Source organism: Pigmentiphaga kullae (assembly GCF_004216695.1).
GTDB lineage: Bacteria > Pseudomonadota > Gammaproteobacteria > Burkholderiales > Burkholderiaceae_B > Pigmentiphaga > Pigmentiphaga kullae.
Genome location: NZ_SGXC01000001.1, coordinates 1 through 24,352, shown reverse-complemented (window position 1 = coordinate 24,352; position 24,352 = coordinate 1). Strand labels below are relative to the sequence as shown.

Below are 24,352 nucleotides of genomic sequence, written 5' to 3'. Positions count from 1 at the left end.
GGAGTCTCATATTCCAGAGCGCCGCGCGTAGGGGGGAGCCTCACTCATCAGTGCAACGTCCGGGGCATGGCCAGGACGAATTCGGGGATGTCGACCTCGAAGGGCATGCCGTTCTCGCCTACGCAGTGATAGGTGCCGCGCATGGTGCCCACCGGGGTCGAGAGCGGGCAGCCGCTGGTGTATTCGAAGCTTTCGCCGGGCTGCAGCAGGGGCTGCTGGCCCACGACTCCCAGGCCCCGGACTTCCTGTTCCTGCTGGTTGCCGTCGGTGATGATCCAGTGGCGGCTGATCAGCTGGGCGGGTTCGGATCCGCTGTTGGTGATGCGGATGGTGTACGCAAAGACGTACTGCCGCTTGCCCGGGTCGGATTGGTCGGCCAGGTAGCGGGGCTGTACGGTAACCGTCAGTTCATGAGATTTCATGCGTGCGCCATAGGGGTCTGACAAGCTTCTACAATGGGGGGCATCCGGCCGGGCCGGCATCCGCGGGCGCGGCGTCCGCTGGGATGCCCCGCGGCTTGCTCCTGTAAACGGAATATCTTATGCCAGCCTTCACCATTTCCGGGCCCGCTTCCACGCGTATCGCCCCCAGCATTCTATCCGCCGATTTCGCCCGCTTGGGGGAAGAGGTGCGCAATGTCGTGGCCGCCGGTGCGGATTGGATACATTTCGACGTGATGGACAACCATTACGTGCCCAACCTGACCATCGGCCCCATGGTCTGCGAGGCCATCCGCCCCCACGTGCAGGTGCCCATCGACGTGCACCTGATGGTGGAGCCGGTGGATGCGCTGATCCCCATGTTCGCCAAGGCCGGCGCCGACGTCATCACCTTCCATCCCGAGGCCTCGCGCCACGTCGACCGCACCCTGGCGCTGATCCGCGACCACGGCTGTCAGGCCGGGCTGGTGTTCAACCCCCCCACGCCCCTGGACTGGATGGATTACGTGATGGACAAGCTGGACATCGTGCTGCTGATGTCGGTCAACCCAGGTTTCGGGGGCCAGAGCTTCCTGCCCTCCACGCTGGACAAGCTGCGCCAGGCGCGTGCCCGGCTGGACCGCTGGCAGGCGGAAACCGGCCGCGCCATCGCGCTCGAGGTGGACGGCGGCGTGAAGGCCGACAACATCGCCGCCATCCGCGCGGCGGGCGCCGATACCTTCGTCGCCGGGTCGGCGATCTTCGGCAAGCCCGACTACGCGGCGGTCATCAAGGAAATGCGCGCGCAGATCGCCAAGGGCGATGCGTCCTACGCCTGAGTCCGGACCCGGCAAGCAAGGAGCCAGCATGAGTTTTCGCGCCGTACTGATCGACTTGGACGGGACCCTGGTGGACTCCGTGCCCGACCTGGCGCGCGCCGCGAACATCATGCGGGTCGAGTTCGGGCTGGTGCCGCTGCGCGAGGACGTCATCGCCACCTTCGTCGGCAAGGGCATGGAGAACCTGGTGCACCGCGCGCTGTCGGGCAGCCTGGACGGCCGCGCCGAACAGGAACGCTTTCCGCAGGCGCTGGATGTCTTCCGCGACGCCTACCACGAGGTCAACGGCGAGACCGCCCGCATCTTCGACGGCGTGCTCGAGGGCCTGCAGGCCATGAAGGCGCAGGGCCTGCGCATCGCGGTCGTGACCAACAAGCCGGCCGAGTTCACCGGCCCGCTGCTGGAGCGCATCGGGCTGCGCGCCTATTTCGACGCCGTGGTCAGCGGCGACAGCGTGGCCCGCAAGAAGCCGGATCCCGATCCGGTGCTGCATGCCTGCGAACTGCTGGGCGTCACGCCGGCCGAGGCCGTGGTGGTGGGCGACTCCATGAACGACGCGTCGGCGGCCAGGGCGGCCGGCTGCCGCGTGCTGCTGGTGCCCTACGGCTACAACGAGGGGCGGGATGTGCATGCCATCGAGTCCGATGGTATAGTTTCCACGCTTGTCGACGCGGCGCTTTGGATTTCCCAGTCGCAGGTCCTGTCCCGGACCACGGTGGTTCCACCGGCGCCGCTCTAGTTCGTTGCTCTAGATACTTCCCAGGGTATTACCCGCACATATGGTTGCCATGACTCGGTCGTCCGTCCAAACCTGCGCCTGGTGGCGCTGGTGGCGTTCGTCTGCCGGGTGGTGGTGATTCTCTCCGGCCGTAAGCCAGCGCGCTGACCGGCCCCTAGCAAATCCCGATACGAATCTCCCCGCCCGAGTCCTGCCGGACCGTCGGGGCATGCCTGCTCGTGCGTTTCGGACAAGGTCTCCGGCGGAACCCCAACATTCCACGCGATACGAGGCAAGCATGACCGAAGTCGAATTCCAGGCCCTGGCTTCCCAGGGGTACAACCGCATCCCGCTGGTGTCCGAAACCTATGCCGACCTGGACACCCCGCTCGGGCTCTACCTGAAACTGGCCCAGACCGGGCCCCGGCGCGGCGCCATGAGCTGCCTGCTGGAATCCGTTGTGGGCGGCGAGCGCTTCGGGCGCTATTCCTTCATCGGCCTGCCCGCGCGCACTTTCATCCGGGCGCGCGGCCGCAACGTCGAGGTGGTGACCGACGACCAGGTGGTCGAGCGCCACGAAGGCGATCCGCTCGCCTTCATCGCTGAATACCAGAAGCGCTTCAAGGTGGCGCTGCGCCCCGGCATGCCCCGCTTCGTGGGCGGCCTGGCCGGCTATTTCGGCCACGACATGGTCCGCCACATCGAGCCGCGGCTGGGGCCCTGCACCAAGCCCGATCCCGCCGGCATGGGTGATCCGGTGCCCGACTTGCTGCTGTTGCTGATCGACGAACTGGCCATCATCGACAACCTGAGCGGGCGGCTCTACCTGATGGTCTACGCCGATCCGACCCAGCGCGAGGCCTATGCCCGCGCCCGCACCCGCCTGCTGGACTTGCGCACCCAGCTGCGCCGCCCGGCCGAGATCCCGTACAGCCAGGCCAGCATGGTGACCGAGACGCGCCGCGACTTCCACAAGCCGGACTATCTGGCGGCCGTGCTCAAGGCCAAGGAATACATCGCCGCCGGCGACCTGATGCAGGTCCAGGTGGGCCAGGTCATCGCCAAGCCGTTCCGCGATTCGCCGCTGTCGCTGTACCGGGCGCTGCGCTCGCTCAATCCTTCGCCCTACATGTATTTCTGGAACTTCGGCGACTTCCACGTCGTGGGTTCCTCGCCGGAGATCCTGGTGCGGCAGGAGGCGGTGCAGGAACAGGGCGAGACCCGCAGCCGCGTCACGATCCGCCCCCTGGCCGGCACCCGCCCGCGCGGCGGCACGCCCGAGGAAGACCTGGCGCTGGCCGAGGAACTGCGCGCCGACCCCAAGGAGATCGCCGAACACGTCATGCTGATCGACCTGGCCCGCAACGACGTCGGCCGCATCGCCGACATCGGCTCGGTGCAGGTGACCGACCAGTTGGCGATCGAACGCTATTCGCACGTCATGCACCTGGTGTCCAACGTCACCGGGCTGCTGCGCCGGGACATGAGCTCCATGGACGTGCTGCGCGCGACCTTCCCGGCTGGCACGTTGTCGGGCGCGCCCAAGGTGCGGGCGCTGGAACTGATCGACGAGCTGGAGCCCGTGCGGCGCTGTGTGTACGGCGGGGCGGCGGGCTACCTGAGCTACGGCGGCGAAATGGACCTGGCCATCGCCATCCGCACCGGCGTGATCAAGAACGGCATGCTGTACGCGCAGGCGGCCGCCGGCGTGGTGGCCGATTCCGAGCCCGAGAAGGAGTGGGCGGAAACGGAGGCCAAGGCGCGGGCGGTGCTGCGCGCGGCGGAGCAGGTGCAGCTGGGGCTGGACGATCCGGTCTGAGGGGGCGCCTGCCCGTCAATCCGCCGGCGCCACCGACACGCCTTCGATCCGGTGGCGTTCCAGGGCCTCGGCCACGAAGCCGGAGGCCTTGGCTTCTTGCACGTAGGCGCTCAGGAACCGGGCGGCCTCGTCGCTCCTGCCCTTGGGCAGACCCATGGCCTGGCGTATTTCCATGAAGCGTCCCGGTAGGAGGCGCAGTCCGCCGCGGGCCGCCATATCGGCCTCCAGTTGCTGGCGCACGCCGGCGGCGACGTCGGCGCCTTCCTTCACGAAGACCTCGACCACCGACGGCGACGTGGGCGCGCGCAGCAGCGTGGCGTGCTGGAGCGCGCGGGTCAGGAACAGGTCGTAGGCGCTGCCGCGGCCGACCACGACGGTGGTGCCCTGGGCGTCGACCTCGTCGTTGTCGCGCAACGGCGAGTCCTGGGGCACCAGGTAGCATCCCTCGATGATCACGTAGGGCGCGGTGAAGCCTATGCCCTGCCCACGCTCGGGATCGATGGCGAAGAAGCCGACGTCGGCCTGTTCGTCGGTGACCGCGCGCACGGATTCGCCGGCGCTCTTGAATACCTTCAGCTCGATGGGCAGGTCCAGCCGGCGCGCCAGTTCCCGCGCCAGGTCGACCGACACGCCGCGCGGGGTGTCGCTGCCCGCGTCCAGCGAAGCCAGGATGGGGTTGCCGATGTTGATGGAAGCGCGCAGTACGCCGGTAGGGGCGAAGGCGGCGCGTACGTCGGGAGTGATGTGCATGGTCAATCGTTCGCGAGTTGGGAGAAATCGAGGCGGGGCGCGCAGCACAGATCGATCTTCGTCTGTTGCAGCGTCTCGCTGAACCAGGCGCCGATTTCGGCGGCGCGTTCGCCCACGTAGACGGGGCGGCCGTCGGCGTCCAGGCGCATGCTGAGGTCGTGGCCCGGGACCAGCAATGTGCCGGGCCGCCGCTTCCAGAGTTGCCAGATCGTCTCCAGGCTGCGGGCGCTGGCTTGCGCGTCGTCGGTGTCCGCCACGCTCATGCTGAGCAGTTCGGCGCGGTTCTTGGCCGCGTCGCCGGTGAACAGCACCGGCTCTTCCGTATCGGTCAGGTAGAACAGGAGATGGCCGGGCGTATGGCCGGGGGCCGCGATGGCCTGCAGCCCGGGCAGGAAGGTTTCGCCGTCGCGCACCCGCCGCACGCGCGGCGAGGCGCACAGCTCGCGCACGTAGAGTTCGGGAATGGGGTTGAAGCCCGGCGGCTGCGCGGCGGCCCAGTTCAGCTCCTCGTCGCCGATCCAGACGTTGGCCCACGGAAACAGCGTGAAGTTGACCGCATGGTCGTAGTGGGCGTGGGTCAGCACCACGTCGGTGACGTCGGCCGGCTGCACGCCGCGGCCGGTGAGCGCCTTCAGGATGGGCTTGCGGGCGCCGAAGGCGCCGACGTCGACGAGGATGTTGCGGCCGTCGGCACGCACCAGCGTCACGGTGCTCCAGCCCAGCCCGCCGTGATGGGTGGCGCGTCCGGGGTAGCCCTGGATCAGGACATCGACCATGGTCATGTTCATTGCATCCTGATGTTCGCGTCCTGGATCAGACGCTTGTACATGTCGAGTTCGGTCGCGATCAGCCGGGCGAAATCCGCCGGGGAACCGGCGACGATCTCGTAGCCGCCTTCCTCGGCCAGGCGCTTGACCACGTCGGGTTCGCGCATGGCGGCGCCCACCGCGTCGTTGAGTGTCTTCACGATGGCCGCGTCGGTGCCGGCGGGAGCAAGAATGCCCTGGAACTGCGTGATGTGAAAGCCCTTGTAGCCGAGTTCTTCCATGGTGGGGACATCGGGCAGCGCGGACGAGCGGGTCGGTCCGGACACCGCGAACGCGCGCAGCTTGCCGCTACGGATGTGCGGCACGGCGGTCACGATGGTGTCGAAGGTGAAGGACAGCTGGCCGCCCAGGATGTCGGCCAGTGCCTGGGCGTTGCCCTTGTAGGGAACGTGGGTGAGTTCGGTCTTGCTCATCAGCGCCAGCAGTTCGCCGGCCAGGTGGCCGCCGGCGCCGATGCCGGCCGACCCGTAGCTGAGCTTGCCAGGCTGCGACCGCGCCGTCCGGATCAGGTCGTCCAGGCTGTGCAGCGGCGAAGCCGCGGGCACGACCAGCGCATACTGGTAGCTAGTCAATTGGCTGACGGGTACGAGGTCCTTCACCGGGTCGTACGGCACCTTTTCGTACAAGGAGGGGTTGACGACCAGCGGCCCGCTGGCGTCGGCCAGCAGGGTATAGCCGTCCGGCTTGGCCTTGGCGACGAAGTCCGTGCCTATCATGCCGTTGGCGCCTGGCTTGTTCTCGACGACGAAGCTCGCGCCCAGGCGGTCCGAAAGCTTCTGGGCGATCACCCGCGTGGTGATGTCGGCGGCGCCGCCGGCGACGTAGGGCACGATGACACGCACGGGTTTGGACGGGTACTTGTCCGCCGCGTGCGCGGTCAGCGCCAGGCCGAGCATCAGGGTGATCGTCAGGGTCTTCATGTCTTCCTCCTCGGTTTTGTCGCGGGCCGGCCTATCGGGGCGAGGCGTAGGCGGCCAGCAGGGCGGCCGTGTCGGCATCCAGGTCGATTCCCTCCGCGCGGCTGCGCGCCAGGCGGCCCAGTTCGATTTCCCCGGGGACGATGACGGGCTGGTCGGGATCGACTGGCGCGCTGCCGTGCAGGATGGCGGCGAAGTCGTTCATCCGTTGGGCCAGCCAGGCGGTGGAGCCGAGCCGGCGCGTGTCGATCAGGATGAAGAAGTGCCCCAGGTTCTGCGGTTCGTCCGGCGCTTCGACCCACGACTTCACGTGGGTCAGGTAGGCCGCGTTGGACAGCAGGCCGGCGAACAGGTCCACCATCAGGGCCAGGCCATAGCCTTTGTGCCCGCCGATGGGAAGCAGGAAGCCGTCCAGCGCGGCGGCGGGGTCGGTGGTGGGGCGGCCGGCCTGGTCGGTGGCCCAGGTGTCCGGGATGGACTGGCCCTGCTTGAGGGCCCGGCGGATCTTGGCGCGGGCGACGACGCTCATCGCCATGTCGAGCAGGAAGGGATCGCCGCCCGGATTGGGGACGCCGAACCCGATCGGGCTGTTGCCCAGCCTGGCGTCGCTGCCGCCCCAGGGGGCGATGGTGGTGGTGGCGTTGCTGCCGATGATGCTGGCGAACCCGCTCTGGGCGGCGATCAGGGAATAGGGAGAGACCGGCCCGAAATGGTTGCTGGCGCGAGCGAACGCGACGCCCACGCCGCATTCGCCCGCGGCTTCCATCGCGGCGCGCAGGGCATGCATGCCGACCAGCGGGCCGACGCCGTTGCCGCCGTCGACCAGGCGCAGCGCGGGTGCCACCGTGCTTACCGTGACCTGGGCTTGCGCGGCGATGCCGCCGACCTTCAGGCGATCGCCGTAGGATTCGAGGCGGCTCAGGCCATGGGTCGACAGGCCGAACATGTCGGCCAGCACCAGCACGCGGGTGACGTCCTGGGCATCCTGCTCGGGCAGGCCGAGCGCGCGGAAGGCGAGGATGCCCAGGCGGGTCAGTTCGGCTTCGGAATACTTGGTGGGCGGGGTAGCGGTGGAGGACATGAAACGTTCCTGCATGGGAGAAGAAGGGAGTTCAATCGGCCGAAATGCCGGCGGCGCGCACCACGTCGCCCCAGCGGGCCTGTTCGCCGCGGATGAAGGCCGAGAACTCGGCGGGGCCCTGGCCCAGCGATTCGCTGGAGTCGTGCTGCAGGCGCTGCTGGACCGAAGGCGAATGCAGGGCCTTCAGCGCTTCCTCGTGCAGGCGCCGCACCACTGGCTGGGGCGTGCCGGCGGGCGCCAGCAGGCCGAACCACTGGGAGCTTTCGAAGCCCGGGTAGCCGAGTTCGGCCACGGTGGGAACGTCGGGCAGCACTGCCAGGCGCTTCGATGCGCCCACGGCAAGAATGCGTATCCGGCCGGCCTGGAACGGCGGCAGGAGGCCGGGCGTGCCGGCGGCCGCGGCGTCGATGTGACCGGCGATCAGGTCGGCGACCTGGGCGCCGGTGCCTTTGTAGGGGACATGCGTGATGGCCGTCTTCGTCGCGGTCTTGAGCATCTCGAAGGCGAGGTGCCCGGCGCTGCCGTTGCCGGCCGACCCGTAGTTGAACTTGCCGGGCCGGGCGCGGGCCAGCCGGATGAAGGCTGGCAGGTCGGCGGCTTCCACCCGGTCGGAGACGGCGAACACCATGGGCAGGCGCGCCAGCAGCGTGATGGGCGCGAAGTCCTGGTCGACCCGGTAGGGCAGGTCTTTCATCATGGCCGGATTGACCGCCAGCGTGCCCACGTGGCCCAGCACGATGGTGTAGCCGTCGGGCCGGGCCCGGGCCACTTCGCTCGTGGCGATCGTGCCCTGGCCGCCGCCCTTGTTCTCGACCACCACGGCCTTGCCCAGGCCCTTCGCCATTTCCGTGGCAATGGCGCGGGCGATCACGTCCGAGCTGCCGCCGGGGCCGTAGGGCACCAGCAGGCGTATGGGCTTGGCCGGGGTCCAGGTGTCGGCCTGCGCCAGGCCGAGCGTGGCGGCGGTCAGCAGCGCGCCGCCGGTCAGCAGCCGCAGGACGGGGCGGCGGGAAATCGAATGTGGCAAGTGTGTCTCCGTATCCGGTATGCCCTGGACGCAAGGCTATGGAGCGCATCTTGGGCGTCGGCCAAACAGGAGTAAAGTGCAAAAATTGGATGGATTCTTGACGAAAACGCATGAAATTCGATCTGGCCGATCTGCGGGCCTTTCTTGCCGTGGCCGACCTGGGAAGCTTCCGGGCCGCCTCCGAATCCCTGCACGTGTCGCAGTCCGCGCTGTCCCGGCGGGTGGACAAGCTGGAGGACGCCCTGGGCGTCAAGCTGTTCGAGCGGACCACGCGCAAGGTTCAGTTGACGACCATAGGACGCGGCTTCGTGCCGCGCGCAAGAAACGTCCTCAACGAGTTGGAGAGTGCGCTGATCGGGATCCAGGACGTGGCCGAGAAATTGTCGGGCGAAGTCACCATCGCCTGCGTGCCGTCGGCGGTGGCCTACTTCCTGCCCGAGGTCATCCGCCAGTACCACCAGCAATACCCGCGCATCCGTATCCGCATCATCGACGAGTCGTCATCCGAAGTCCTGACCGCGGTGGCGCGCGGCGACGCCGATTTCGGCCTGACCTACATCGGCACGCAGGATGCCGAGATCACCTACCAGCCCTTGTTGAACGAACCCTTCGTGGTGGCGCTTCGGCGCGACCACCCCCTTGCCGCGCGACGCACGCTGACCTGGGCGCAACTGGCCGATCACCACTTCATCCGGCTGGCGCAGGGCAGCGGCAATCGTTTCCTGATGGACCAGGCCCTGGCCCACAGCGCGCAGCAGCCGCGATGGTTCTGCGAGGTCCAGCACGTGCCCGCGCTGGTCAGCCTGGTGGAAGCGGGGGTGGGCATAGGCGTCGTGCCGAAACTGGCCATGCCCAAGGGCCGGCATGCGGCCCTGGTCAGCAAGCCCTTGCGCGAGCCTGCCGTCAGCCGGGACATCGGGCTGATCCATCGGCGCGGCAGGCAGCTCAGCCCGGTGGCCCAGCTGCTGTACGACATGTTGATGAAGACGCGGCGCACGGTTTGACGGCTGCGTGTCAGGCCAGGCCGACGCCGTTGCTTCCGAAGCGCGCCGCCGCGCTCAGCACCGCGAGCACCGACGCCACGACGATGTTGGCGTGGCAGCCCGCGCCGTAGCGGGTTCCCGGGACCCCGGGCAGGGCGGCCTCGACGATGGCGAATGCCCGGGCGTCGGCGCCGGCACCCAGGCTGCGCTCCTCGTAGCCGTCGATGCGCAACGGCAGGCCGAGCGCGTCCACCGTCGCCGCGATGGGCCCGTTGCCGGTGCCGCGCAGGCGGCGCACGCGCCCTGTCTCGTCCGTCACTTCCAGCTCGATGCCCTGGCCTGCCTCGGCGTCGAACAGCCGGTGGCCGCGATAGACCAGCGAGCCGCCCTCGGCGGTCGGCGCCAGATAGGTGTGGCTGAACAGCGCCCACAGTTCGTCGCTGCCGAGCTCCGTTTCGCTGGCGTCCGCATGCTTTTGCACGATGGCGCCGAACTCCACCTGCATGCGGCGCGGCATGACCACGCCACGGTCGCGCTGGAGCAGGAAAGCGATGCCGCCCTTGCCCGACTGGCTGTTGACGCGGACGATGCTGTCGTAGGTGCGCCCCAGGTCGTGCGGGTCGATGGGCAGGTATGGCACTTCCCAGACATCCCCTTCGCGCCGCGCCGCGAAGCCCTTGGCGATGGCGTCCTGATGCGAGCCCGAGAAGGCGGTGAAGACCAGGTCGCCGACATACGGATGACGGGGGTGGATAGGCAGGGCGGTGCATTCCTCGGCTACCCGGGCCACGGCGGCGATGTCCGAGAAATCCAGGCCGGGGTGGATGCCCTGGGTGTACAGGTTCAGCGCCAGCGTGACCAGGTCGAGATTGCCGCTGCGCTCGCCGTTGCCGAACAGGCAGCCCTCCACGCGCTCGGCGCCCGCCAGCAGGGCCTGCTCCGCGCAGGCCACGCCGGTACCCCGGTCGTTGTGCGGATGCACGGACAGGACCACGTGCTCGCGCCGTTCGATGCGGTCGTTCATCCATTCGACCTGGTCGGCGAACACGTTGGGCGTGGCGACTTCCACGGTGGTGGGCAGGTTGATGATGATGGGCCGGCCGGGACCCGCGTCCCACGCGCGTATGGCGGTGTTGCACATCTGCAGCGACACCTCCAGCTCGGCCATGCAGAAGGTCTCCGGCGAATACTGCAGCACCCATTCGGTCTCGGGGCAGGCGTCCGTCAGTGTGCGCAGGAGCCGCACGTGGTGATCGACCATCTGCCGGATCTCGGGTACGGACATGCCGAACACCACCCGGCGCCAGGCCGGCGCGATCGCGTTGTAGAAATGGACGATGGCCCGCCGGGCTCCCCGGATGCTGCGGACGGTTTCGCGGATCAGGTCCTCGCGCAACTGCGTGATGACCATGGGCGTGACGTCGTCGGGAATGCGACGCTGGTCGACCAGGTGCCGGACGATGTCGAAGTCGGTGCGCGAGGCGGCGGGAAAGCCGACTTCGATTTCCTTGAAGCCCAGGCGCACGAGTTCGTCGAACAGCCGCAGCTTGCGTTCGCGGTTCATCGGTTCGAACAGGGCCTGGTTGCCGTCGCGCAGGTCGGTCGACAGCCAGACGGGCGCCCGCGCGATGGTGCGCGAGGGCCATTGGCGGTCGGGCAGGTGGACGGGAGGGAAGGGGCGATACTTGGTTTCGGGATGGTCGATCATGACAGGCCTCGGAATGTGGACGCGATCTCCCCGCTTTCAGGTGAAAGCTGCGTCCGGCCGGGGTCTGGGGAGATCAGCGGGTGTCCAGGGTCGTCGTGCGCGCAGGCAGACCCCGGCCGGAAGGCAGGGGCCGTAGTAGCGAAAGCGCGGGAATGACGAGGGGCATGGGGACAACCGGATGATCGATGCCGTCAAGGATAGAAGCGGCGGATCATGGCCGTATTGCGCGGTTTGGTCTTTTTTTGTCGCGAAATGGTCAGAGTAAGGTAGCATGGGCCATGATCTCCCATGCCGCCGGCTCCGCCTACGACTCCACCGCCACGCCCGTGACCGGCGTGGCGGTGGACTACCCGGCCGGCCACGTCATTCCTCCCCACAGCCACCCGCGATCGCAACTCGTCTATGCCATCGAAGGCGTCCTGGCCGTGGAAACCGCCGCCGGCCGCTGGGTCGTGCCGCCCACCCGCGCGGTCTGGCTGCAAGCGGGGGTCGAGCACACCATCCGCGCGCGTGGGGCGGTACGCATGCGCAGCCTGTTCGTCAATGTGGACGCGATCGAAGGCCTGCCCGGAACCGATTGCGTGATCGACGTTCCGCCGCTGCTGCGCGAACTGATCCTGGCCGCCACCCTGGTGCCACCGGGCTATCGCGCCGACAGCCGCGATGGCCGGCTGATGCGCTTTCTGCTGGACGAGCTGCGGGCCTTGCCGGTGCTGCCGTTCCACCTGCCCTGGCCCGACGATGCGCGCATCGAACGCGTGTGCCGCGCCCTGACCGAGGATCCCGCCGCGGCCGGCACGGCGGACCAGTGGGCGGCCCGGTTGGCGATGAGCCCCAAGACCTTCCATCGCCATTTCCTGCGCAGTACCGGTGTGACGTTCGGCCGATGGCGCCAGCAGGCCCGGCTGCTGCTGGCGCTCGAGGCGCTGGCCCAGGGCCTGCCTGTCGTGCGGGTCGCGTTCGAGCACGGCTACGACAGCCAGAGCGCCTTTACGGCGGCATTCAGGCGGCAGTTCGGCGTGCCGCCGACGGCGTTCTATCGCTAGGGTTGCAACTGCGCGCGCAGGAAATCCGCCAGTGCGCCCACTGTGCGATTGGGCGGGGGCGAGGCCGGCGACACCACGCCTATCTCGATCCGCTGGGCCGGCGCGAGCGCCAGCACGCGCAGCGGATCCGCGCCCAAAGGCGGGACGCTGATGCGGCCCACGATGGCGGCCCCCACGCCGCCGCGCACGAGTTCGATGGCGGTCCAGGCGTCGCGCACCTCGATGTCGAAGCGCGGCTTGATTTCCGCGGCGGAAAACCAGCGGTCGACGATGGGGCGGATCACGCCGCTGGGCTTGAGTCCGATCAGCGGAATATCGGCCAGGTCGGCCGGGGTGACGGCGTCCGGCCGGGGCGGCGCGCGGTGCGCGGGAAGCACGCATACCAGGTCGCTGGCGAAGACGCTGGTGGCCACGATACGGTCCGTTTCCACCGGCAGCGACAACACCGCCAGGTCCGCATGGCCCGACAGCAAACGGCGCACGATGGTTGCCCGGTGCGCGGTGTCGATGTCCAGGCGCAGGCCCGGATGCCGCGCCGCGTAGCGGCCGATGGCCTGGACGCAGGCGCCGGTGGACAGGGCGGGGGTCAGCAGGATGCGCAGCACCGCGCGCTGGTGGTTGGCGATGAGTCGCGCCACCGCCTCGACCTCGTCCACGCTTTCGTACAGGCGGTCGACTTCGTCGATGAGCTGATGCGCCTCGGGCGTGGGGATGAGCTTGCCCTTTTCGCGCCGGAACAGCGCGAAACCCACGGCGTTTTCCAGCGATCCGATCAGGTAGCTGACGGCCGGCTGGGTGATGGCCAGCGTCGAGCTGGCCCGCACCATGCTGCCTTCCCGCATGACCGCGCGGAAGGCTTCGATCTGTCTGAGTTTCAATGCCAAGGTCTATCGTCTGCCTGGAAGAAAGCCGGAGACGATGATCGGGCAGAAGCGCCGGCTAGTCCACCGAAATGTGGGCGGTCCTGCGGATGGCCGCGACGCTGTCCATGTCGCGCCGGATGGTCGCGGCGAATTGCTCGGGAGTGCCCAGGGCGGGAAACACCCCCTGGCCGCGATACTTCTCCCGCAGGCCGGGGTCGTCCAGCGCGGCTCGCATGGCGGCCCGCAGCGCGCCGCGCGCATCTGCGGAAAGCCCCGCCGGCCCCACCAGTCCGTACCAGGTCGGCTGGTTGTTGTCCGGCCATCCCGCCTCGGCGTAGGTGGGCACCTCGGGCAGCATGTCCAGGCGCCGGGGCCAGCTCACCGCCAGCGCGCGTACACGGCCGTTGCGCAGATAGGGCATGGCCGAGGCGACCGAGGTGAAGGTCGAATCGACCTGACCCGCCACCAGGTCGGCCAGGGCCTGCGAGGCGCCCTTGTACGGCACATGCAGCATGGTCGTGCCGGTCGAGTGTTTGAACAGCTCGCCCCAGACGTGGCCGATGGTGCCGTTGCCGGGCGACGAATAGGTCAGCTGGTCGGGATGGCTGCGCAGGTGCTGCACGAACTGCGCCAGGGTCGCGGCCGGCACCTTGGCGTTGACCAGCAGGATGCCGGGGGCCTGCGCGATCTCCCCCAGCAGCGTGAAGTCGGCCAGCGGGTCGTATCCGACCTTGCGGTAGACGACGGGGTTGACCGCATGGGTCGATTGCGTGGCGAGTCCCAGCGTGTAGCCGTCGGGAGCGGCGCGCGCCACCTCCGAGGTGCCGATCGATCCGCCCGCGCCGCCGCGGTTTTCCACCACCACGGTGGCGCCCAGGTGCTTGCCCATCAGCATCGCGATCTCGCGTGCGATGACGTCGGTCGCGCCGCCGGGAGCGAAGGGGACCAGCAAACGGATCGGCCGGTTCTGGGACCAGGCCGCCGGCATCGTGGCGGTCGCCGCCAGGCCGAACAGGAATCGTCGTCGTTCCATGTCGTGTTTCCTTGAAATGCATGGGGGTGAGCCGGGGCGCGTCAGGACGCGGCCAGCTCTGCCGCCGCCGAGGCCAGGGCCAGGGCCCCGGTCTCGATGGCGCGTTCGTCGCAGAAATAATCGCTTTGATGCAGTTGTGTCGAGCGCCCCGCGCCTCGCGAGCCGATGCGCAGATGCGCCACGGGCACGCGCTGCCGGTACCAGGCGAAGTCCTCGCCGCCCATCGACGGCGCATCGAGCTCGACCAGCGCGTCGGCGCCCAGGCAGCGTTCGATCGCGCGGAGTGTCCGGTCCAGGGTGTCGCGATCGTTGATCAGGGCGGGGGCCAGGGTATGCCATTGCACGTCCACCTGCGTTCGCGTCGCCGTGGCCGTGCCCTGTGCCAGCCGGCGCAGCGCGGCTTCGACCTCGCCGCGCACGGTGTCGTCCAGCGTCCGGCAGGTGCCTTCCAGCGTGACGGCATCGCAGATGACGTTGCGCGCGCGCCCGCCCTGGATCCGGCCCACGGAAAGAATCAGGGGCTGGTCGGCTGCGACTTCCTTCGCGCGTATCGCGTTCAGTCCGGCCAGCAGCATGGGCAGGGCCTGCAGCGCATCCACGCCGGAGCGCGGATGGGCGGCATGGCCGGCCGCGCCGCGTACGTCGATGACGAAGGCGCTGGACGAGGCCATGGAGGCCCCGTGCCGATAGCCGATCCGGCCGGTGTCCAACTGCGGCGAGTTGTGGCAGCCCAGCAGGACGTCCACCGCCGGCGCCTCGAGCGCGCCGGCCTCGATCATGGCCCGTGCGCCTTCCAGCGTTTCCTCGGCCGGCTGGAACAGGAACTTGAAGCGGCCGCGCAAGGTATCCCGTCGCTTGCACAGCAGCGAGGCTGCGCCCAATCCGATGGCGCAGTGCACGTCGTGGCCGCAGGTGTGCGCCGCGCCGGTCACCTCGGACTTGAACGGCACGTCGGCGGTTTCCGTCATGGGCAAGGCATCCATGTCCACGCGCAGGCCGACCGTGCGTCCGGCGCGGCCGGTGTCCAGCACCGCCACGACGCCGGTGCCCGCCACGCCGCAAATGGGGTCCAGCCCCAGCCCGGCCAGGTCTTGCCGGACGATGGCCGCGGTGCGCCGTTCCGCGAACGCGAGTTCGGGATGGCGGTGGATGTCGCGCCGGATCCGGACCAGTTCGTCGTAGCGCCCGGGCTCCAGGGAGAACGGGGTCATCGCTCGGCCTCCGCCAGGATGCGGGCGAACGCCTCGTCCGTGCCGTTCAGCGCGGCCAGGCGCGCGCCCGCGCGGACCCGGGCATAGCGTTCCGCCTGCGCGGCCTGCCGCGCCTTCGCCTCGGATGCGCAGGCCCGCAGGCGCGCGCCGTCCACGAAAAGCACGCCGTTCTCGTCGCCCAGCGCCAGCATTCCGGGCACGATGTCCACGCCGTCTATGGAGATCGGCCAGCAGAACTCGCCTTCTTCATAGCGGCGCTTGCAGGTCAGCGCGGTCAGGCCGGTGGCCCAGACGGGCACGGCCAGTTGCCGCAGCTCCTGCACGTCCGTGACCGGCCCGTCCACCAGGATGCCGGCGCAGCCCGCCCGTTCGGCGGCAAGCGCGAGGCCGCCGCCCAGGCAGGCTTCCTGGTCATCCGCCTCGCGCGCGATGGCCAGGAAGTCGCCGGCCCGCAGGCGCGAGACCGCGTGGTGCACGATGGCGTTATCGGCGCCGCGGCTGCGGCAGGTCACGACCATGCCCAGCGAAGGTTCGCGGCGGCCCGCCAGGTGGCGGTGGCGCGGTCCGGTGAAACCTTCGTTCAGCAGATGGCCCAGCGCGGCGGGCTCCAGGCCGTCGGCCAGCGCGCGTAATTCGGACGGCAGGGGCGCAGGCATGTCGCCGAAGCGGAAGGCGGCCTCAGGCATGCATCAGCTCCGCGGCGACGGGCCGCTCGCCCTCGACGGTGGTCCGGTGCAGGCGCCGCACGGATCGCGGGTCGAAGGCATCGCGCTTGTGCAGCAGGCAGCGGTTGTCCCACATCATCATGTCGCCCGGCCGCCATTGCTGCGCCCAGACGTGGCGGGCATCGGTGGCGGCGGCCCACAGGTCCGCCAGCAACGGCGCCGCTTCGTCCTGTGGCATGCCGGGGATGGACTGGTGCGGTCGGTCGCCGCCCAGGTACAGGCACGGCCGGCCGGATCCGGGGTGCAGGCGGACCAGGGGGTGATCGACGCCGGACCAGGTGGCGTAGTCATCGGACACCGGCGGCGACTTGCCCAGCCGAACTTCCCCCCGCCCGTCGATGACCGACTGGTGATGGATGGCCAGGCCGTCCAGGCGCGTCTTCATCGCCGGGTCCAGGCCCTCGTAGGCGGCGTACATGTTGGCGAAATAGGTGTTGCCGCCCTGGTCGGGCAGTTCGACTGCGCGCAGGATGGCGGCCGAGGGCGGCTGCTCGACGAACCAGGTGTCCGTGTGCCAGCGCACTTCGCCGTCGCCCAGGTCGCCGGCGGGCGAACCGTCGGCCTTCTTCTTGTTGCTGATGACCAGGATCTCGGGGAACTCGGCATTCCTGCCTTCCTGGAGCTGCCGCGGATGGAACACCGCCGGGCCGAGCGCGCGGCTGAAAGCCACCTGTTCCCGGTCGCCGATCCGAACGCCGCGAAAGCGCAGGACCGGGTAGCGGAACCAGGCCGCCTTCAGCTGGGCCACGACGTCCTGGTCGATGGCGTCGAAGGGGAAGTCCTCGATCTCGCCCACGAAGTCCTCGACTATCTCTGTTACCGCGAATCGCATCGACACATCTCCGGTTGGCCCCGGATGCGTCCGGCCGCGCCGGGCATCGAGGTGGAACGATTATGCGAACGCGCGCGGCATCGGCGCCAATCGAATCGAGGCGGTGGGCGATAAGGGGATTTGATAGGGGAGGGCTGGAGTCCCTGTCGGCGCCATGTTCCGTCCCTATTTCTTCCGTTCGACAAGCGAAACGCGGACGCGCTAGAATTCCCGCCGGAGCTGAAACGCGCACATGGCCGCGGCTCCCGACTCACTTCAAGACATGAACCGCATCGTTTCGAACCAAGCAGCTCAGTGGTGGCGCTTCCGCTAGGAAGCGGCACGTCGTTGCGGTTCGAAAACTGCACCCTGCCGCCGTAACCGGTGGCAGGTCGCGAATTCACACAGCTCCCCCGGCACGGCGGCTCCCGATCCAGGAGATTGTCCGTGTATCCAGCAGTATCCCCCCTTGCCAGCCGAACCCCCGCACGCGCGCATCGTGGCTCGTCGCTCGCGTGGTGGCGCCCGCTCCCGGACGGCGCGATCGCCGACATGTTCCCGGCCACTGGCCTGTTCGATTCCACGGGGAGAGCGGCATGCTGCTGATGCTCGACAACTACGATTCCTTTACCTACAACCTGGTCCAGTACTTCGGCGAACTGGGCGCCGACGTGCGGGTGTACCGCAACGACCAGATCACGCTGGACGAGATCGCGGCGCTGGCGCCCGAGCGTATCTGCGTCTCGCCCGGACCGTGCTCGCCCGCCGAGGCCGGCATCTCGGTGCCGCTCATCCAGGCCTATGCCGGCAAGGTGCCCATCCTGGGCGTGTGCCTGGGCCACCAGTCCATCGGCGCCGCGTTTGGTGGCAAAATCGTCCGCGCGCGGCAGATCATGCACGGCAAGACGTCGGCCCTGACCCATACGGGCAGCGACGTGTTCCGGGACTTGCCGTCGCCCTACACGGTCATCCGGTACCACTCGCTCGCCATCGAGCGCGACAGCCTGCCCGATTGCCTGGAGGTGACGGCGCAGACCGACGACGGGGAGATCATGGGCGTGCGCCACCGCAGCCTTCCCGTCTACGGTGTGCAGTTCCATCCCGAATCCGTCCTGAGCGAGCACGGCCATGCCTTGCTGCGCAATTTCCTGCAGTTGAACGCATGAACCAGCGGCAACGATTTCCCAAGGAGTCCATGGTGCCCATTACCCCGACCGAAGCGCTGGTGCGTTGCATCGAACACCGCGAGATCTTCCATGACGAGATGCTGTCGCTGATGCGCATGCTGATGCGCGGCGAGATGTCGCCGGCGACGGCGGCCGCGCTCATCATGGGCCTGCGCGTCAAGAAAGAGACCATAGGCGAGATCACCGCGGCCGCGCAGGTCATGCGCGAGTTCGCCGACGGCGTTAAGGTGCCCGATACCGACAGCCTGGTCGATCTGGCCGGCACCGGCGGCGACGGCGCGCATACCTTCAACATCTCGACCGCGGCCATGTTCGTGGCGGCGGCCGGCGGCGCCAAGATCGCCAAGCACGGCAACCGCGGGGTCTCGTCGTCGTCGGGCAGCGCCGACGTGCTGGAGGCGCTGGGCGCCAACGTCATGCTGCCGTCCGCGGCCGTGGCGGAATGCATCGACGCCACCGGCATCGGCTTCATGTTCGCGCCCATCCACCACTCGGCCATGAAGAACATCGCGCCCATCCGCAAGGAACTGGCGGTGCGCACCATCTTCAACCTGCTGGGGCCGCTGACCAACCCGGCCGGCGCCGCCAACCAGCTCATGGGCGTGTTCCACCCCGACCTGGTCGGCATCCAGGTGCGGGTGCTGCAGCGCCTGGGCTCCAAGCACGTGCTGGTGGTCTACGGCAAGGACGGCATGGACGAGGCTTCGCTGGGCGCGGCCACGATGGTGGGCGAGCTGCGCGACGGCGAAGTGCACGAGTACGAGATCCATCCCGAGGACTTCGGCCTCCAGATGGTGTCCAACCGCAGCCTGAAAGTCGCCAATCGCGACGAATCCCGTGAACTCGTGCTGGAAGCCTTGTCCAACGTACCAGGCCCCGCGCGCGACATCGTCGCGTTGAACGGCGGCCTGGCCATGTATGCCGGCAACACCGTGTCGTCGGTGGCCGAGGGCATACGCAAGGCCTTCGAGCTGATCGCCAGCGGCGCCGCGCGCGCGCGCCTGGACGAGTTCGTATCGTTCACCAGGAAGGCGGCGCAATGAGCCGTCTTCGCACAGGAATCCTGATGGGTGGGTCATGAGTGACATTCTCCAACGCATACTGGAAGTAAAGGCCGAAGAAGTCGCCACCGCGCGCCTGCTTCGCAGCGAGTCCGACCTGCGGCGCGAAGCCGAGGCACGGCAGGACGTGCGGGGCTTCGCGCAGGCCATCGAGGCCAAGGTGGCGGCGGGCCAGTCCGGCGTGATCGCCGAGATCAAGAAGGCCTCGCCGTCGAAGGGCCAGCTGCGCGAGAACTTCCAGCCCGACGAGATCGCGGCCTCGTATGCCTCGCATGGCGCGGCCTGCCTGTCCGTGCTGACCGACGTGCAGTTCTTCCAGGGGTCGCAGGACTACCTGCGACGCGCCCGCGCCGCGTGCGCGCTGCCCGTGCTGCGCAAGGATTTCATCGTCGACTCCTATCAGGTGGTCGAGGCGCGGGCGATGGGCGCCGACTGCATCCTGCTGATCGTGGCCGCGCTGGAGCCTTCGCAGTTGCGAGACCTGGAAGCGCTGGCGCTGGAACTTGGCATGGACGTGCTGGTGGAGGTCCATGACGCGGCCGAACTGGACACCGCGCTGGAATTGCGGACCAGCCTGCTCGGCATCAACAACCGCAACCTGCGGACCTTCGAGGTTTCCTTGCAGTCCACGATCAGCCTGCTGCCGCGGATCCCGGCCGGCAAGCGGGTGGTCACGGAAAGCGGCATCCTGGGCCCGTCCGAGGTGCGCCAGATGCGCGAGTACGGCGTCAACGCCTTCCTGGTGGGCGAGGCCTTCATGCGGGCCCCCGATCCCGGCGCCGAACTGGCGCGGCTGTTCGCATGAGCGCGCCCGCTCGGCCGCCCGCCGACCTGTTCGCGGCGGAGCCGGACAACCGTCTGGCCGAACCGCTGCAAAGCCACGTGGATCGCCTGCCTGCCGGCTGGCGCGCATTGCTGGCCGAGGCGCTGGCCAGCCCGTCCTTCGACGCGCTGCGGCGCTTCGTCGACCTGCGCCGGGAAGCGGGCGCCGTGATCTATCCGGCCATGCCGTTTCGCGCGCTGGACCTGGCCACGCCCGAGTCCACCCGGGTCGTGATCCTGGGGCAGGATCCCTACCACGGCCCCGGCCAGGCCCAGGGCCTGGCGTTCTCGGTGCCGGACGGCTTCAAGCGGCCGCCCAGCCTGCGCAACATCTTCAACGAGATCGCGGCCAGCTTCGGCGGCAATCCCGCCGCCTTCGGCAACGATCTGCAGCGATGGGCCCGGCAGGGCGTGCTGCTGCTCAACACCTCGCTGACGGTGGAAGACGGCGCGCCCGCCTCGCACGCGAAGCAAGGCTGGGAAGCGTTCACCGACGCGGTCATCGCCGCTGTCGCGCGCGAGCCCTCGCCCAAGGTCTTCATGCTGTGGGGCGCGCATGCGCAGGCCAAGCAGGCGCTGCTGCCGCCTGGCGGCAGGCACCTGGTGCTGATGGCCAATCATCCCTCGCCCCTGTCGGCCCGGCGCCCGCCGGTGCCGTTCCTGGGCTGCGGGCATTTCGAGACCGCCAACCGCTGGCTGGCGGAGCAGGGGCGCGAGCCCGTCGCCTGGTGAAGGCGGGCGGCCGGATCAGGCCGCCGCGATCACGCACTCCGTTTCCGGCGCCGGGTCGAGCTTGACCGTGAACCGGCGCAGTTCGTCGCGCCGGAAAGCGTGGATCTCGATCAGGTCGCCGGGCCGGTAGCGCGCCAGGAGCTTGTCCAGGTTGCCGTTCTGCACGCGCAGGCCGTCGATGGCCACCAGCACGTCCTGCGCCGACAGCCCCGCCCGGTGGGCCGGGCCGAGCGTGTACACGGTGGCCAGGCGCAGGTCTTCTCCCTGGCGCGCGGTCTTCACGCCCAGGGAAGGAAGCGGCGACGAGGCCTTCCAGGTCAGGGCGTAGCCGTGCCGCGCGAGCAGTTCCGCCAAGGGCACGTCCTCGCGGCCGTAGGCGTGGCGGCGCAGGAAATCGCGGGCATCGACGCCGGTGGCTTCCCGGATCAGGTCCGGCATGGCGTCTTCCTCGACGCCGCGCGCGGCTCCCCGGTAGAAGTCGCGGCCATAGCGCGTCCACAGCAGCCGCATCACGTCGTCCAGGCCGTGGCGTCCGCCGCTTTCGTGCCGCAGCAGCAGGTCCAGCCCCAGCGCGACCAGCGAGCCCTTGGTGTAGTAGCTGACGATGGCGTTGGGCGAGTTCTCGTCCTGGCGGTAGTAGCGCGTCCAGGCGTCGAACGAACTTTCCGCCACCGACTGCCTGAAGCGGCCGGGCGCCGCGTGCACCAGGGATACCGTCCTGGCGAGCGTGCGCAGGTAGTCTTGCCCGGTGATGACGCCGGCCCGCAGCACGAACAGGTCGTCGTAATAGGAGGTGAAGCCCTCGAACAGCCACAGCAGCCGGGTATGGTTCTCGCGGTCCAGGTCGTAGGGCGCGAAGGCCGCGGGTTTGATGCGCTTGACGTTCCAGGTGTGGAAGTACTCGTGGCTGACCAGGCCCAGGAAGTTGCGGTAGCCGTCGGTCTGTTCGGGCCGCCCCTGCACGGGCAGGTCCGACCGCGAGGTCATCAGCGCGGTGGACGAGCGGTGTTCCAGGCCCCCGTAGCCGTCGCCGGTGACCATGGTCATGAAGACATAGCGGTCCGAGCTGTCCAGGAAGGGCGCGCGCCGGGTGCGGGGTTCGAAGAAGGCGATCTGCTTCTCGCAGATCTTGCGGATGTCCGCCACCAGCCGTTCCAGGTCCAGGTTGGGAATGTCGCCGGTGAAGACCAGTTCGTGCCGCGCGCCATGGGCCTCGAAGCTGGCGACCTGGGGTGTGCCCATCTCTATGGGGTGGTCGACCAGCGCATCGTAGTCCGGCGCGCGGTACATGCCAAAGCCGTGGCGCGGCGCCCGCTGCGGATGCCCGTCTGCCTCGGGCAGGCTGGTGTAGACCTTCCAGTCCAGGCCGCGCGGCGGCACCAGCTCCAGCAGGCAGGGCACGCCGTCGTGGCCTGCCGCGCGCAGGAACACGCTGGTGCCGTTGAAGAAGCCGTGGCTCTGGTCCAGATGCGCGGCGCGCACCGACAGGTCCCAGGCGTAGATCTCGCAGACGATCTGCAGCGGCCCGCGGCACGGCGCGGCCTGCCAGGTCTGCTTGTCCAGCTTGGTCAGTTCGATCCTGCGGCCCCAGGCCCGCGCCTCGATGCTCTCGATCTGCCGCGCGAAGTCGCGGATCATGTAGCTGCCGGGGATCCAGGCGGGCAGGCTGACGCATTGCCCGGTCGGGTCGGGGTCGGGGATGGACATCGTGACCCGGCAGCGGTGTCCGGCCGGATCGACGGGCTCCAGGCGATAGGAAATGGCTTCGGTCATGGGCGTGTCCGGCAGGGACGCGCGCCGGCGAGGCGCGGGGCGCGTGGGGACGGCGGTTCGTTGCATAAGTCCTTTCATGGTTAGGCGAGGAGAGTGGGGCCCGGCGCCAGGTCGTCCGGCGTATCGACGTCGCGCACGCAGCCCGGGTCTTCCACGGCCAGGGGGGTGACCTGGCCGGAGATCAGGGCGCGGGCGCCTTCGTCGCCCTGCAGCTGCGACAGCGGCGCGGCCCAGTCCGGCCCCAGCAGGACGGGGTGGCCGCGCATCTGCCGGTAGGTGGGCGCGAGCACGGCGCGTTCGCGCCGGGACGGCGGCAGGGCCAGCCAGGCGTCGCGCAGCGCCGCGACGGTATCGGCGTGCACCCACGGCATGTCGGCGGGCATGATGCACCAGGCGGGCGCCTCGTTGCCGGCCGCCTGTTCCCGCGACGATAGCCACGAGACGGCCTGCGCCAGCGTGCCGCCCATGCCTTCGGCCGCGCGGTCGCATACGATGACCTCGCACCCGGCCTGCCGCAGCGCATCGCCCACCCGGGGCGCGGCTGGCGAGACGGCCGCCGCCACACGCGGCAGCGCCCCGCGCAGGGCCTGGGCCGCCGCGGCGCAGACAGGCCGTCCGTCGACGCCGGCCAGCAGCTTGTTCGCGCTGCCGTCCGCCGAAAAGCGCGACCCCCGGCCCGCGGCCAGCAGCAGTCCGATGATGCTGCGGCCGCCGCTTGCTCCTCCAGCCATGTGCCTTCCTTGGAATATGGAACCGAAGATGGTGCGCCATGGCGGAGCGAAACTCAAGCCGCCGGCCGCCGCGGGTGCGGGTATGCTTGAGGCGGCACCGGCGCGCCCGGTACATATATATAGGAAGGAGTGTGGTCGTGAGCGAAGCTCTGGTTTTGGTCGAGAATCGTGGCCGGGTCGGCCTGCTGACCCTGAATCGCCCCAAGGCGCTCAATGCGCTGAACGATGCGCTGATGGACGAGCTGGGGGCGGCGCTGCTGGCCTTCGACGCGGATCCCGACATCGGCGCCATGGTCATCACCGGCAGCGAAAAGGCCTTCGCCGCGGGCGCCGACATCGGCGCGATGAAGGACCTCACCTATGTAGAGGCCTACGCCTCGGACTTCATCACCCGCAACTGGGAGACCCTGCGCCGCATCCGCAAGCCGGTGATCGCGGCCGTGGCCGGCTATGCGCTGGGCGGCGGCTGCGAGCTGGCCATGATGTGCGACATCCTGGTGGCGGCCGAGACGGCGCGCTTCGGGCAGCCCGAGATCAAGCTGGGCATCATCCCCGGCGCGGGCGGCACGCAGCGCCTGCCGCGCGCGGTGGGCAAGGCCAAGGCCATGGACCTGGTGCTGACCGGACGGCTGATGGACGCGGCCGAGGCCGAGCGCGCGGGCCTGGTATCGCGCGTGGTGGCCGCGGACAAACTGTTGGACGAGGCGATCGAGATGGCCACCGTCATCGCCTCGATGTCGCTGCCCTCGGTCATGATGGCCAAGGAGGCGGTGAACCGTGCCTTCGAGGCGCCGCTGGCCGAAGGCATGCAGTTCGAACGCCGCCTGTTCCATTCGCTGTTCGGGACGCAAGACCAGAGGGAAGGCATGGACGCCTTCATCGCCAAGCGTCCTCCGTCGTTCCGGCACAAGTGACGCAAAAAAATTTTCGTCCAGGCCAAATGGCGATACAGCGCGCTTTGCGCGCTGTACGAGGGCCCGCAAGGGCCCGGTTTCGGTCACGAAACTGACAAGAAAGCCTGGATCGATTTGCGTGCCGATTTCAATGCGTGCTATAGTCTCTTTCTCGACGCAAACAACGCAACCGCAGCGGCAACAGGCGCAGCGGGAAGTGCGAAGGGTGAGGAAGGCGGTTTCAGCGGCGGTTACGCATAAGCGGGCGCAGCGAAGCAGTCGACCAAAAGAAGGGGCCTTGCGGCAGGGTGGTAGTGCAGCAGGGGTCTGACGAATCGAAATTAGCAGCGCTAACGACGATTTGACAGACGTAAAA

The 24,352-nt window shown here is 68.9% G+C and carries 24 protein-coding genes; 10 read left to right on the top strand and 14 right to left on the bottom strand.

Going from position 1 to position 24,352, the window contains the following annotated elements; translation table 11 throughout:
• Positions 1 to 47: 47 nt before the first annotated feature.
• A complete protein-coding gene (gene apaG / locus EV675_RS00120; protein WP_124691271.1) occupies positions 48 to 422 on the bottom strand; it encodes a Co2+/Mg2+ efflux protein ApaG in 375 nt (124 codons plus the stop codon).
• 119 nt (positions 423 to 541) lie between these two features.
• Between apaG and rpe the strand changes: the two genes are divergently transcribed.
• The 3 genes from rpe to EV675_RS00105 all read left to right on the top strand — a co-directional run bounded on the left by rpe (position 542) and on the right by EV675_RS00105 (position 3,795).
• The gene (gene rpe / locus EV675_RS00115; protein WP_130355421.1) at positions 542 to 1,258 is read left to right on the top strand and encodes a ribulose-phosphate 3-epimerase; all 717 of its coding nucleotides are present in this window, start codon (positions 542 to 544) and stop codon (positions 1,256 to 1,258) included.
• 28 nt (positions 1,259 to 1,286) lie between these two features.
• Positions 1,287 to 1,997, top strand: coding sequence for a phosphoglycolate phosphatase (locus tag EV675_RS00110; RefSeq protein ID WP_130355420.1), 711 nt, complete (start codon positions 1,287 to 1,289; stop codon positions 1,995 to 1,997).
• 277 nt (positions 1,998 to 2,274) lie between these two features.
• Positions 2,275 to 3,795: an anthranilate synthase component I family protein gene (locus EV675_RS00105; RefSeq protein WP_130355419.1), complete on the top strand. Its 1,521-nt coding sequence runs from the start codon at positions 2,275 to 2,277 to the stop codon at positions 3,793 to 3,795.
• A 15-nt stretch (positions 3,796 to 3,810) separates the two neighbouring features.
• On the opposite strand, the gene EV675_RS00100 is transcribed toward EV675_RS00105, so the two are convergent.
• Genes EV675_RS00100 through EV675_RS00080 form a run of 5 tightly spaced genes read right to left on the bottom strand, consistent with a single transcriptional unit; the run spans position 3,811 to position 8,397 of the window.
• Positions 3,811 to 4,545: an ABC transporter substrate-binding protein gene (locus EV675_RS00100; RefSeq protein WP_130355418.1), complete on the bottom strand. Its 735-nt coding sequence runs from the start codon at positions 4,543 to 4,545 to the stop codon at positions 3,811 to 3,813.
• 2 nt (positions 4,546 to 4,547) lie between these two features.
• The gene (locus EV675_RS00095) at positions 4,548 to 5,327 is read right to left on the bottom strand and encodes an MBL fold metallo-hydrolase (protein WP_130355417.1); all 780 of its coding nucleotides are present in this window, start codon (positions 5,325 to 5,327) and stop codon (positions 4,548 to 4,550) included.
• 2 nt (positions 5,328 to 5,329) lie between these two features.
• Positions 5,330 to 6,292, bottom strand: a complete 963-nt coding sequence (locus EV675_RS00090; RefSeq protein ID WP_130355416.1) for a Bug family tripartite tricarboxylate transporter substrate binding protein — start codon at positions 6,290 to 6,292, stop codon at positions 5,330 to 5,332.
• A 31-nt stretch (positions 6,293 to 6,323) separates the two neighbouring features.
• Positions 6,324 to 7,370, bottom strand: coding sequence for an Ldh family oxidoreductase (locus tag EV675_RS00085; protein ID WP_130355415.1), 1,047 nt, complete (start codon positions 7,368 to 7,370; stop codon positions 6,324 to 6,326).
• Positions 7,371 to 7,401: 31 nt separating this feature from the next.
• Positions 7,402 to 8,397 carry a Bug family tripartite tricarboxylate transporter substrate binding protein gene (locus EV675_RS00080; protein ID WP_165404338.1) on the bottom strand — a complete coding sequence of 332 codons (996 nt, stop codon included), beginning with the start codon at positions 8,395 to 8,397 and terminating at the stop codon, positions 7,402 to 7,404.
• Between the two features lie 110 nt (positions 8,398 to 8,507).
• On the opposite strand from EV675_RS00080, the gene EV675_RS00075 reads away from it, so the two are divergent.
• On the top strand, positions 8,508 to 9,401 hold the full coding sequence (locus tag EV675_RS00075) for a LysR family transcriptional regulator (protein ID WP_130355414.1): 894 nt from the start codon (positions 8,508 to 8,510) through the stop codon (positions 9,399 to 9,401).
• Positions 9,402 to 9,411: 10 nt separating this feature from the next.
• Here EV675_RS00075 and EV675_RS00070 read toward each other — a convergent pair whose 3' ends face one another.
• On the bottom strand, positions 9,412 to 11,088 hold the full coding sequence (locus tag EV675_RS00070) for a 2-isopropylmalate synthase (protein WP_130355413.1): 1,677 nt from the start codon (positions 11,086 to 11,088) through the stop codon (positions 9,412 to 9,414).
• A gap of 278 nt (positions 11,089 to 11,366) precedes the next feature.
• Between EV675_RS00070 and EV675_RS00065 the strand changes: the two genes are divergently transcribed.
• The gene (locus EV675_RS00065; protein WP_130355412.1) at positions 11,367 to 12,134 is read left to right on the top strand and encodes an AraC family transcriptional regulator; all 768 of its coding nucleotides are present in this window, start codon (positions 11,367 to 11,369) and stop codon (positions 12,132 to 12,134) included.
• Here EV675_RS00065 and EV675_RS00060 read toward each other — a convergent pair.
• The 5 genes from EV675_RS00060 to EV675_RS00040 are packed head-to-tail and all read right to left on the bottom strand — an operon-like array spanning position 12,131 to position 16,798.
• Positions 12,131 to 13,018 (bottom strand): LysR family transcriptional regulator, encoded by an 888-nt coding sequence (locus EV675_RS00060; RefSeq protein ID WP_130355411.1) that lies wholly within the window; start codon positions 13,016 to 13,018, stop codon positions 12,131 to 12,133. The genes EV675_RS00065 and EV675_RS00060 overlap by 4 nt on opposite strands.
• A 55-nt stretch (positions 13,019 to 13,073) precedes the next feature.
• Positions 13,074 to 14,030 carry a Bug family tripartite tricarboxylate transporter substrate binding protein gene (locus EV675_RS00055; protein ID WP_130355410.1) on the bottom strand — a complete coding sequence of 319 codons (957 nt, stop codon included), beginning with the start codon at positions 14,028 to 14,030 and terminating at the stop codon, positions 13,074 to 13,076.
• Positions 14,031 to 14,071: 41 nt separating this feature from the next.
• Positions 14,072 to 15,241, bottom strand: coding sequence for a M20 metallopeptidase family protein (locus EV675_RS00050; protein WP_130355409.1), 1,170 nt, complete (start codon positions 15,239 to 15,241; stop codon positions 14,072 to 14,074).
• Positions 15,238 to 15,927 (bottom strand): RraA family protein, encoded by a 690-nt coding sequence (locus tag EV675_RS00045; protein ID WP_130355408.1) that lies wholly within the window; start codon positions 15,925 to 15,927, stop codon positions 15,238 to 15,240. Before EV675_RS00045 ends, EV675_RS00050 begins: the two co-directional genes overlap by 4 nt.
• Positions 15,920 to 16,798 carry a TauD/TfdA dioxygenase family protein gene (locus tag EV675_RS00040; protein ID WP_130355407.1) on the bottom strand — a complete coding sequence of 293 codons (879 nt, stop codon included), beginning with the start codon at positions 16,796 to 16,798 and terminating at the stop codon, positions 15,920 to 15,922. Before EV675_RS00040 ends, EV675_RS00045 begins: the two co-directional genes overlap by 8 nt.
• 575 nt (positions 16,799 to 17,373) lie before the next feature.
• Here EV675_RS00040 and EV675_RS00035 point away from each other — a divergent pair.
• From EV675_RS00035 to EV675_RS00020, 4 genes are read left to right on the top strand one after another with little or no spacing between them, the layout of a single operon-like run.
• Positions 17,374 to 17,943: an aminodeoxychorismate/anthranilate synthase component II gene (locus tag EV675_RS00035; protein WP_130355406.1), complete on the top strand. Its 570-nt coding sequence runs from the start codon at positions 17,374 to 17,376 to the stop codon at positions 17,941 to 17,943.
• 32 nt (positions 17,944 to 17,975) lie between these two features.
• Positions 17,976 to 19,007, top strand: coding sequence for an anthranilate phosphoribosyltransferase (gene trpD / locus EV675_RS00030; RefSeq protein ID WP_165404599.1), 1,032 nt, complete (start codon positions 17,976 to 17,978; stop codon positions 19,005 to 19,007).
• 34 nt (positions 19,008 to 19,041) lie between these two features.
• Complete coding sequence (gene trpC / locus EV675_RS00025) at positions 19,042 to 19,830, top strand: indole-3-glycerol phosphate synthase TrpC (protein WP_130355405.1); 789 nt, start codon at positions 19,042 to 19,044, stop codon at positions 19,828 to 19,830.
• Positions 19,827 to 20,579, top strand: a complete 753-nt coding sequence (locus EV675_RS00020) for a uracil-DNA glycosylase (RefSeq protein ID WP_130355404.1) — start codon at positions 19,827 to 19,829, stop codon at positions 20,577 to 20,579. The genes trpC and EV675_RS00020 overlap by 4 nt, the downstream gene beginning before the upstream one ends.
• A 15-nt stretch (positions 20,580 to 20,594) precedes the next feature.
• Here the strand turns inward: EV675_RS00020 and EV675_RS00015 are convergent, their stop codons facing one another.
• Together EV675_RS00015 and EV675_RS00010 are read right to left on the bottom strand one after the other, a co-directional pair.
• Positions 20,595 to 22,352 (bottom strand): M61 family metallopeptidase, encoded by a 1,758-nt coding sequence (locus EV675_RS00015; RefSeq protein ID WP_130357850.1) that lies wholly within the window; start codon positions 22,350 to 22,352, stop codon positions 20,595 to 20,597.
• An 80-nt stretch (positions 22,353 to 22,432) separates the two neighbouring features.
• Positions 22,433 to 23,083 (bottom strand): nucleotidyltransferase family protein, encoded by a 651-nt coding sequence (locus EV675_RS00010; protein ID WP_130355403.1) that lies wholly within the window; start codon positions 23,081 to 23,083, stop codon positions 22,433 to 22,435.
• A gap of 137 nt (positions 23,084 to 23,220) precedes the next feature.
• Between EV675_RS00010 and EV675_RS00005 the strand changes: the two genes are divergently transcribed.
• Positions 23,221 to 23,997, top strand: coding sequence for an enoyl-CoA hydratase (locus EV675_RS00005; protein ID WP_130355402.1), 777 nt, complete (start codon positions 23,221 to 23,223; stop codon positions 23,995 to 23,997).
• The last annotated feature ends 355 nt before the right edge of the window (positions 23,998 to 24,352 follow it).

Bases quoted from the DNA above. Each gene is read 5' to 3' on its own strand.
- apaG (WP_124691271.1), bottom strand. From the start codon at position 422: ATGAAATCTCATGAACTGACGGTTACCGTACAGCCCCGCTACCTGGCC.
- rpe (WP_130355421.1), top strand. From the start codon at position 542: ATGCCAGCCTTCACCATTTCCGGGCCCGCTTCCACGCGTATCGCCCCC.
- EV675_RS00110 (WP_130355420.1), top strand. From the start codon at position 1,287: ATGAGTTTTCGCGCCGTACTGATCGACTTGGACGGGACCCTGGTGGAC.
- EV675_RS00105 (WP_130355419.1), top strand. From the start codon at position 2,275: ATGACCGAAGTCGAATTCCAGGCCCTGGCTTCCCAGGGGTACAACCGC.
- EV675_RS00100 (WP_130355418.1), bottom strand. From the start codon at position 4,545: ATGCACATCACTCCCGACGTACGCGCCGCCTTCGCCCCTACCGGCGTA.
- EV675_RS00095 (WP_130355417.1), bottom strand. From the start codon at position 5,327: ATGACCATGGTCGATGTCCTGATCCAGGGCTACCCCGGACGCGCCACC.
- EV675_RS00090 (WP_130355416.1), bottom strand. From the start codon at position 6,292: ATGAAGACCCTGACGATCACCCTGATGCTCGGCCTGGCGCTGACCGCG.
- EV675_RS00085 (WP_130355415.1), bottom strand. From the start codon at position 7,370: ATGTCCTCCACCGCTACCCCGCCCACCAAGTATTCCGAAGCCGAACTG.
- EV675_RS00075 (WP_130355414.1), top strand. From the start codon at position 8,508: ATGAAATTCGATCTGGCCGATCTGCGGGCCTTTCTTGCCGTGGCCGAC.
- EV675_RS00070 (WP_130355413.1), bottom strand. From the start codon at position 11,088: ATGATCGACCATCCCGAAACCAAGTATCGCCCCTTCCCTCCCGTCCAC.
- EV675_RS00065 (WP_130355412.1), top strand. From the start codon at position 11,367: ATGATCTCCCATGCCGCCGGCTCCGCCTACGACTCCACCGCCACGCCC.
- EV675_RS00055 (WP_130355410.1), bottom strand. From the start codon at position 14,030: ATGGAACGACGACGATTCCTGTTCGGCCTGGCGGCGACCGCCACGATG.
- EV675_RS00050 (WP_130355409.1), bottom strand. From the start codon at position 15,241: ATGACCCCGTTCTCCCTGGAGCCCGGGCGCTACGACGAACTGGTCCGG.
- EV675_RS00045 (WP_130355408.1), bottom strand. From the start codon at position 15,927: ATGCCTGAGGCCGCCTTCCGCTTCGGCGACATGCCTGCGCCCCTGCCG.
- EV675_RS00040 (WP_130355407.1), bottom strand. From the start codon at position 16,798: ATGCGATTCGCGGTAACAGAGATAGTCGAGGACTTCGTGGGCGAGATC.
- EV675_RS00035 (WP_130355406.1), top strand. From the start codon at position 17,374: ATGCTGCTGATGCTCGACAACTACGATTCCTTTACCTACAACCTGGTC.
- trpC (WP_130355405.1), top strand. From the start codon at position 19,042: ATGAGTGACATTCTCCAACGCATACTGGAAGTAAAGGCCGAAGAAGTC.
- EV675_RS00020 (WP_130355404.1), top strand. From the start codon at position 19,827: ATGAGCGCGCCCGCTCGGCCGCCCGCCGACCTGTTCGCGGCGGAGCCG.
- EV675_RS00015 (WP_130357850.1), bottom strand. From the start codon at position 22,352: ATGACCGAAGCCATTTCCTATCGCCTGGAGCCCGTCGATCCGGCCGGA.
- EV675_RS00010 (WP_130355403.1), bottom strand. From the start codon at position 23,083: ATGGCTGGAGGAGCAAGCGGCGGCCGCAGCATCATCGGACTGCTGCTG.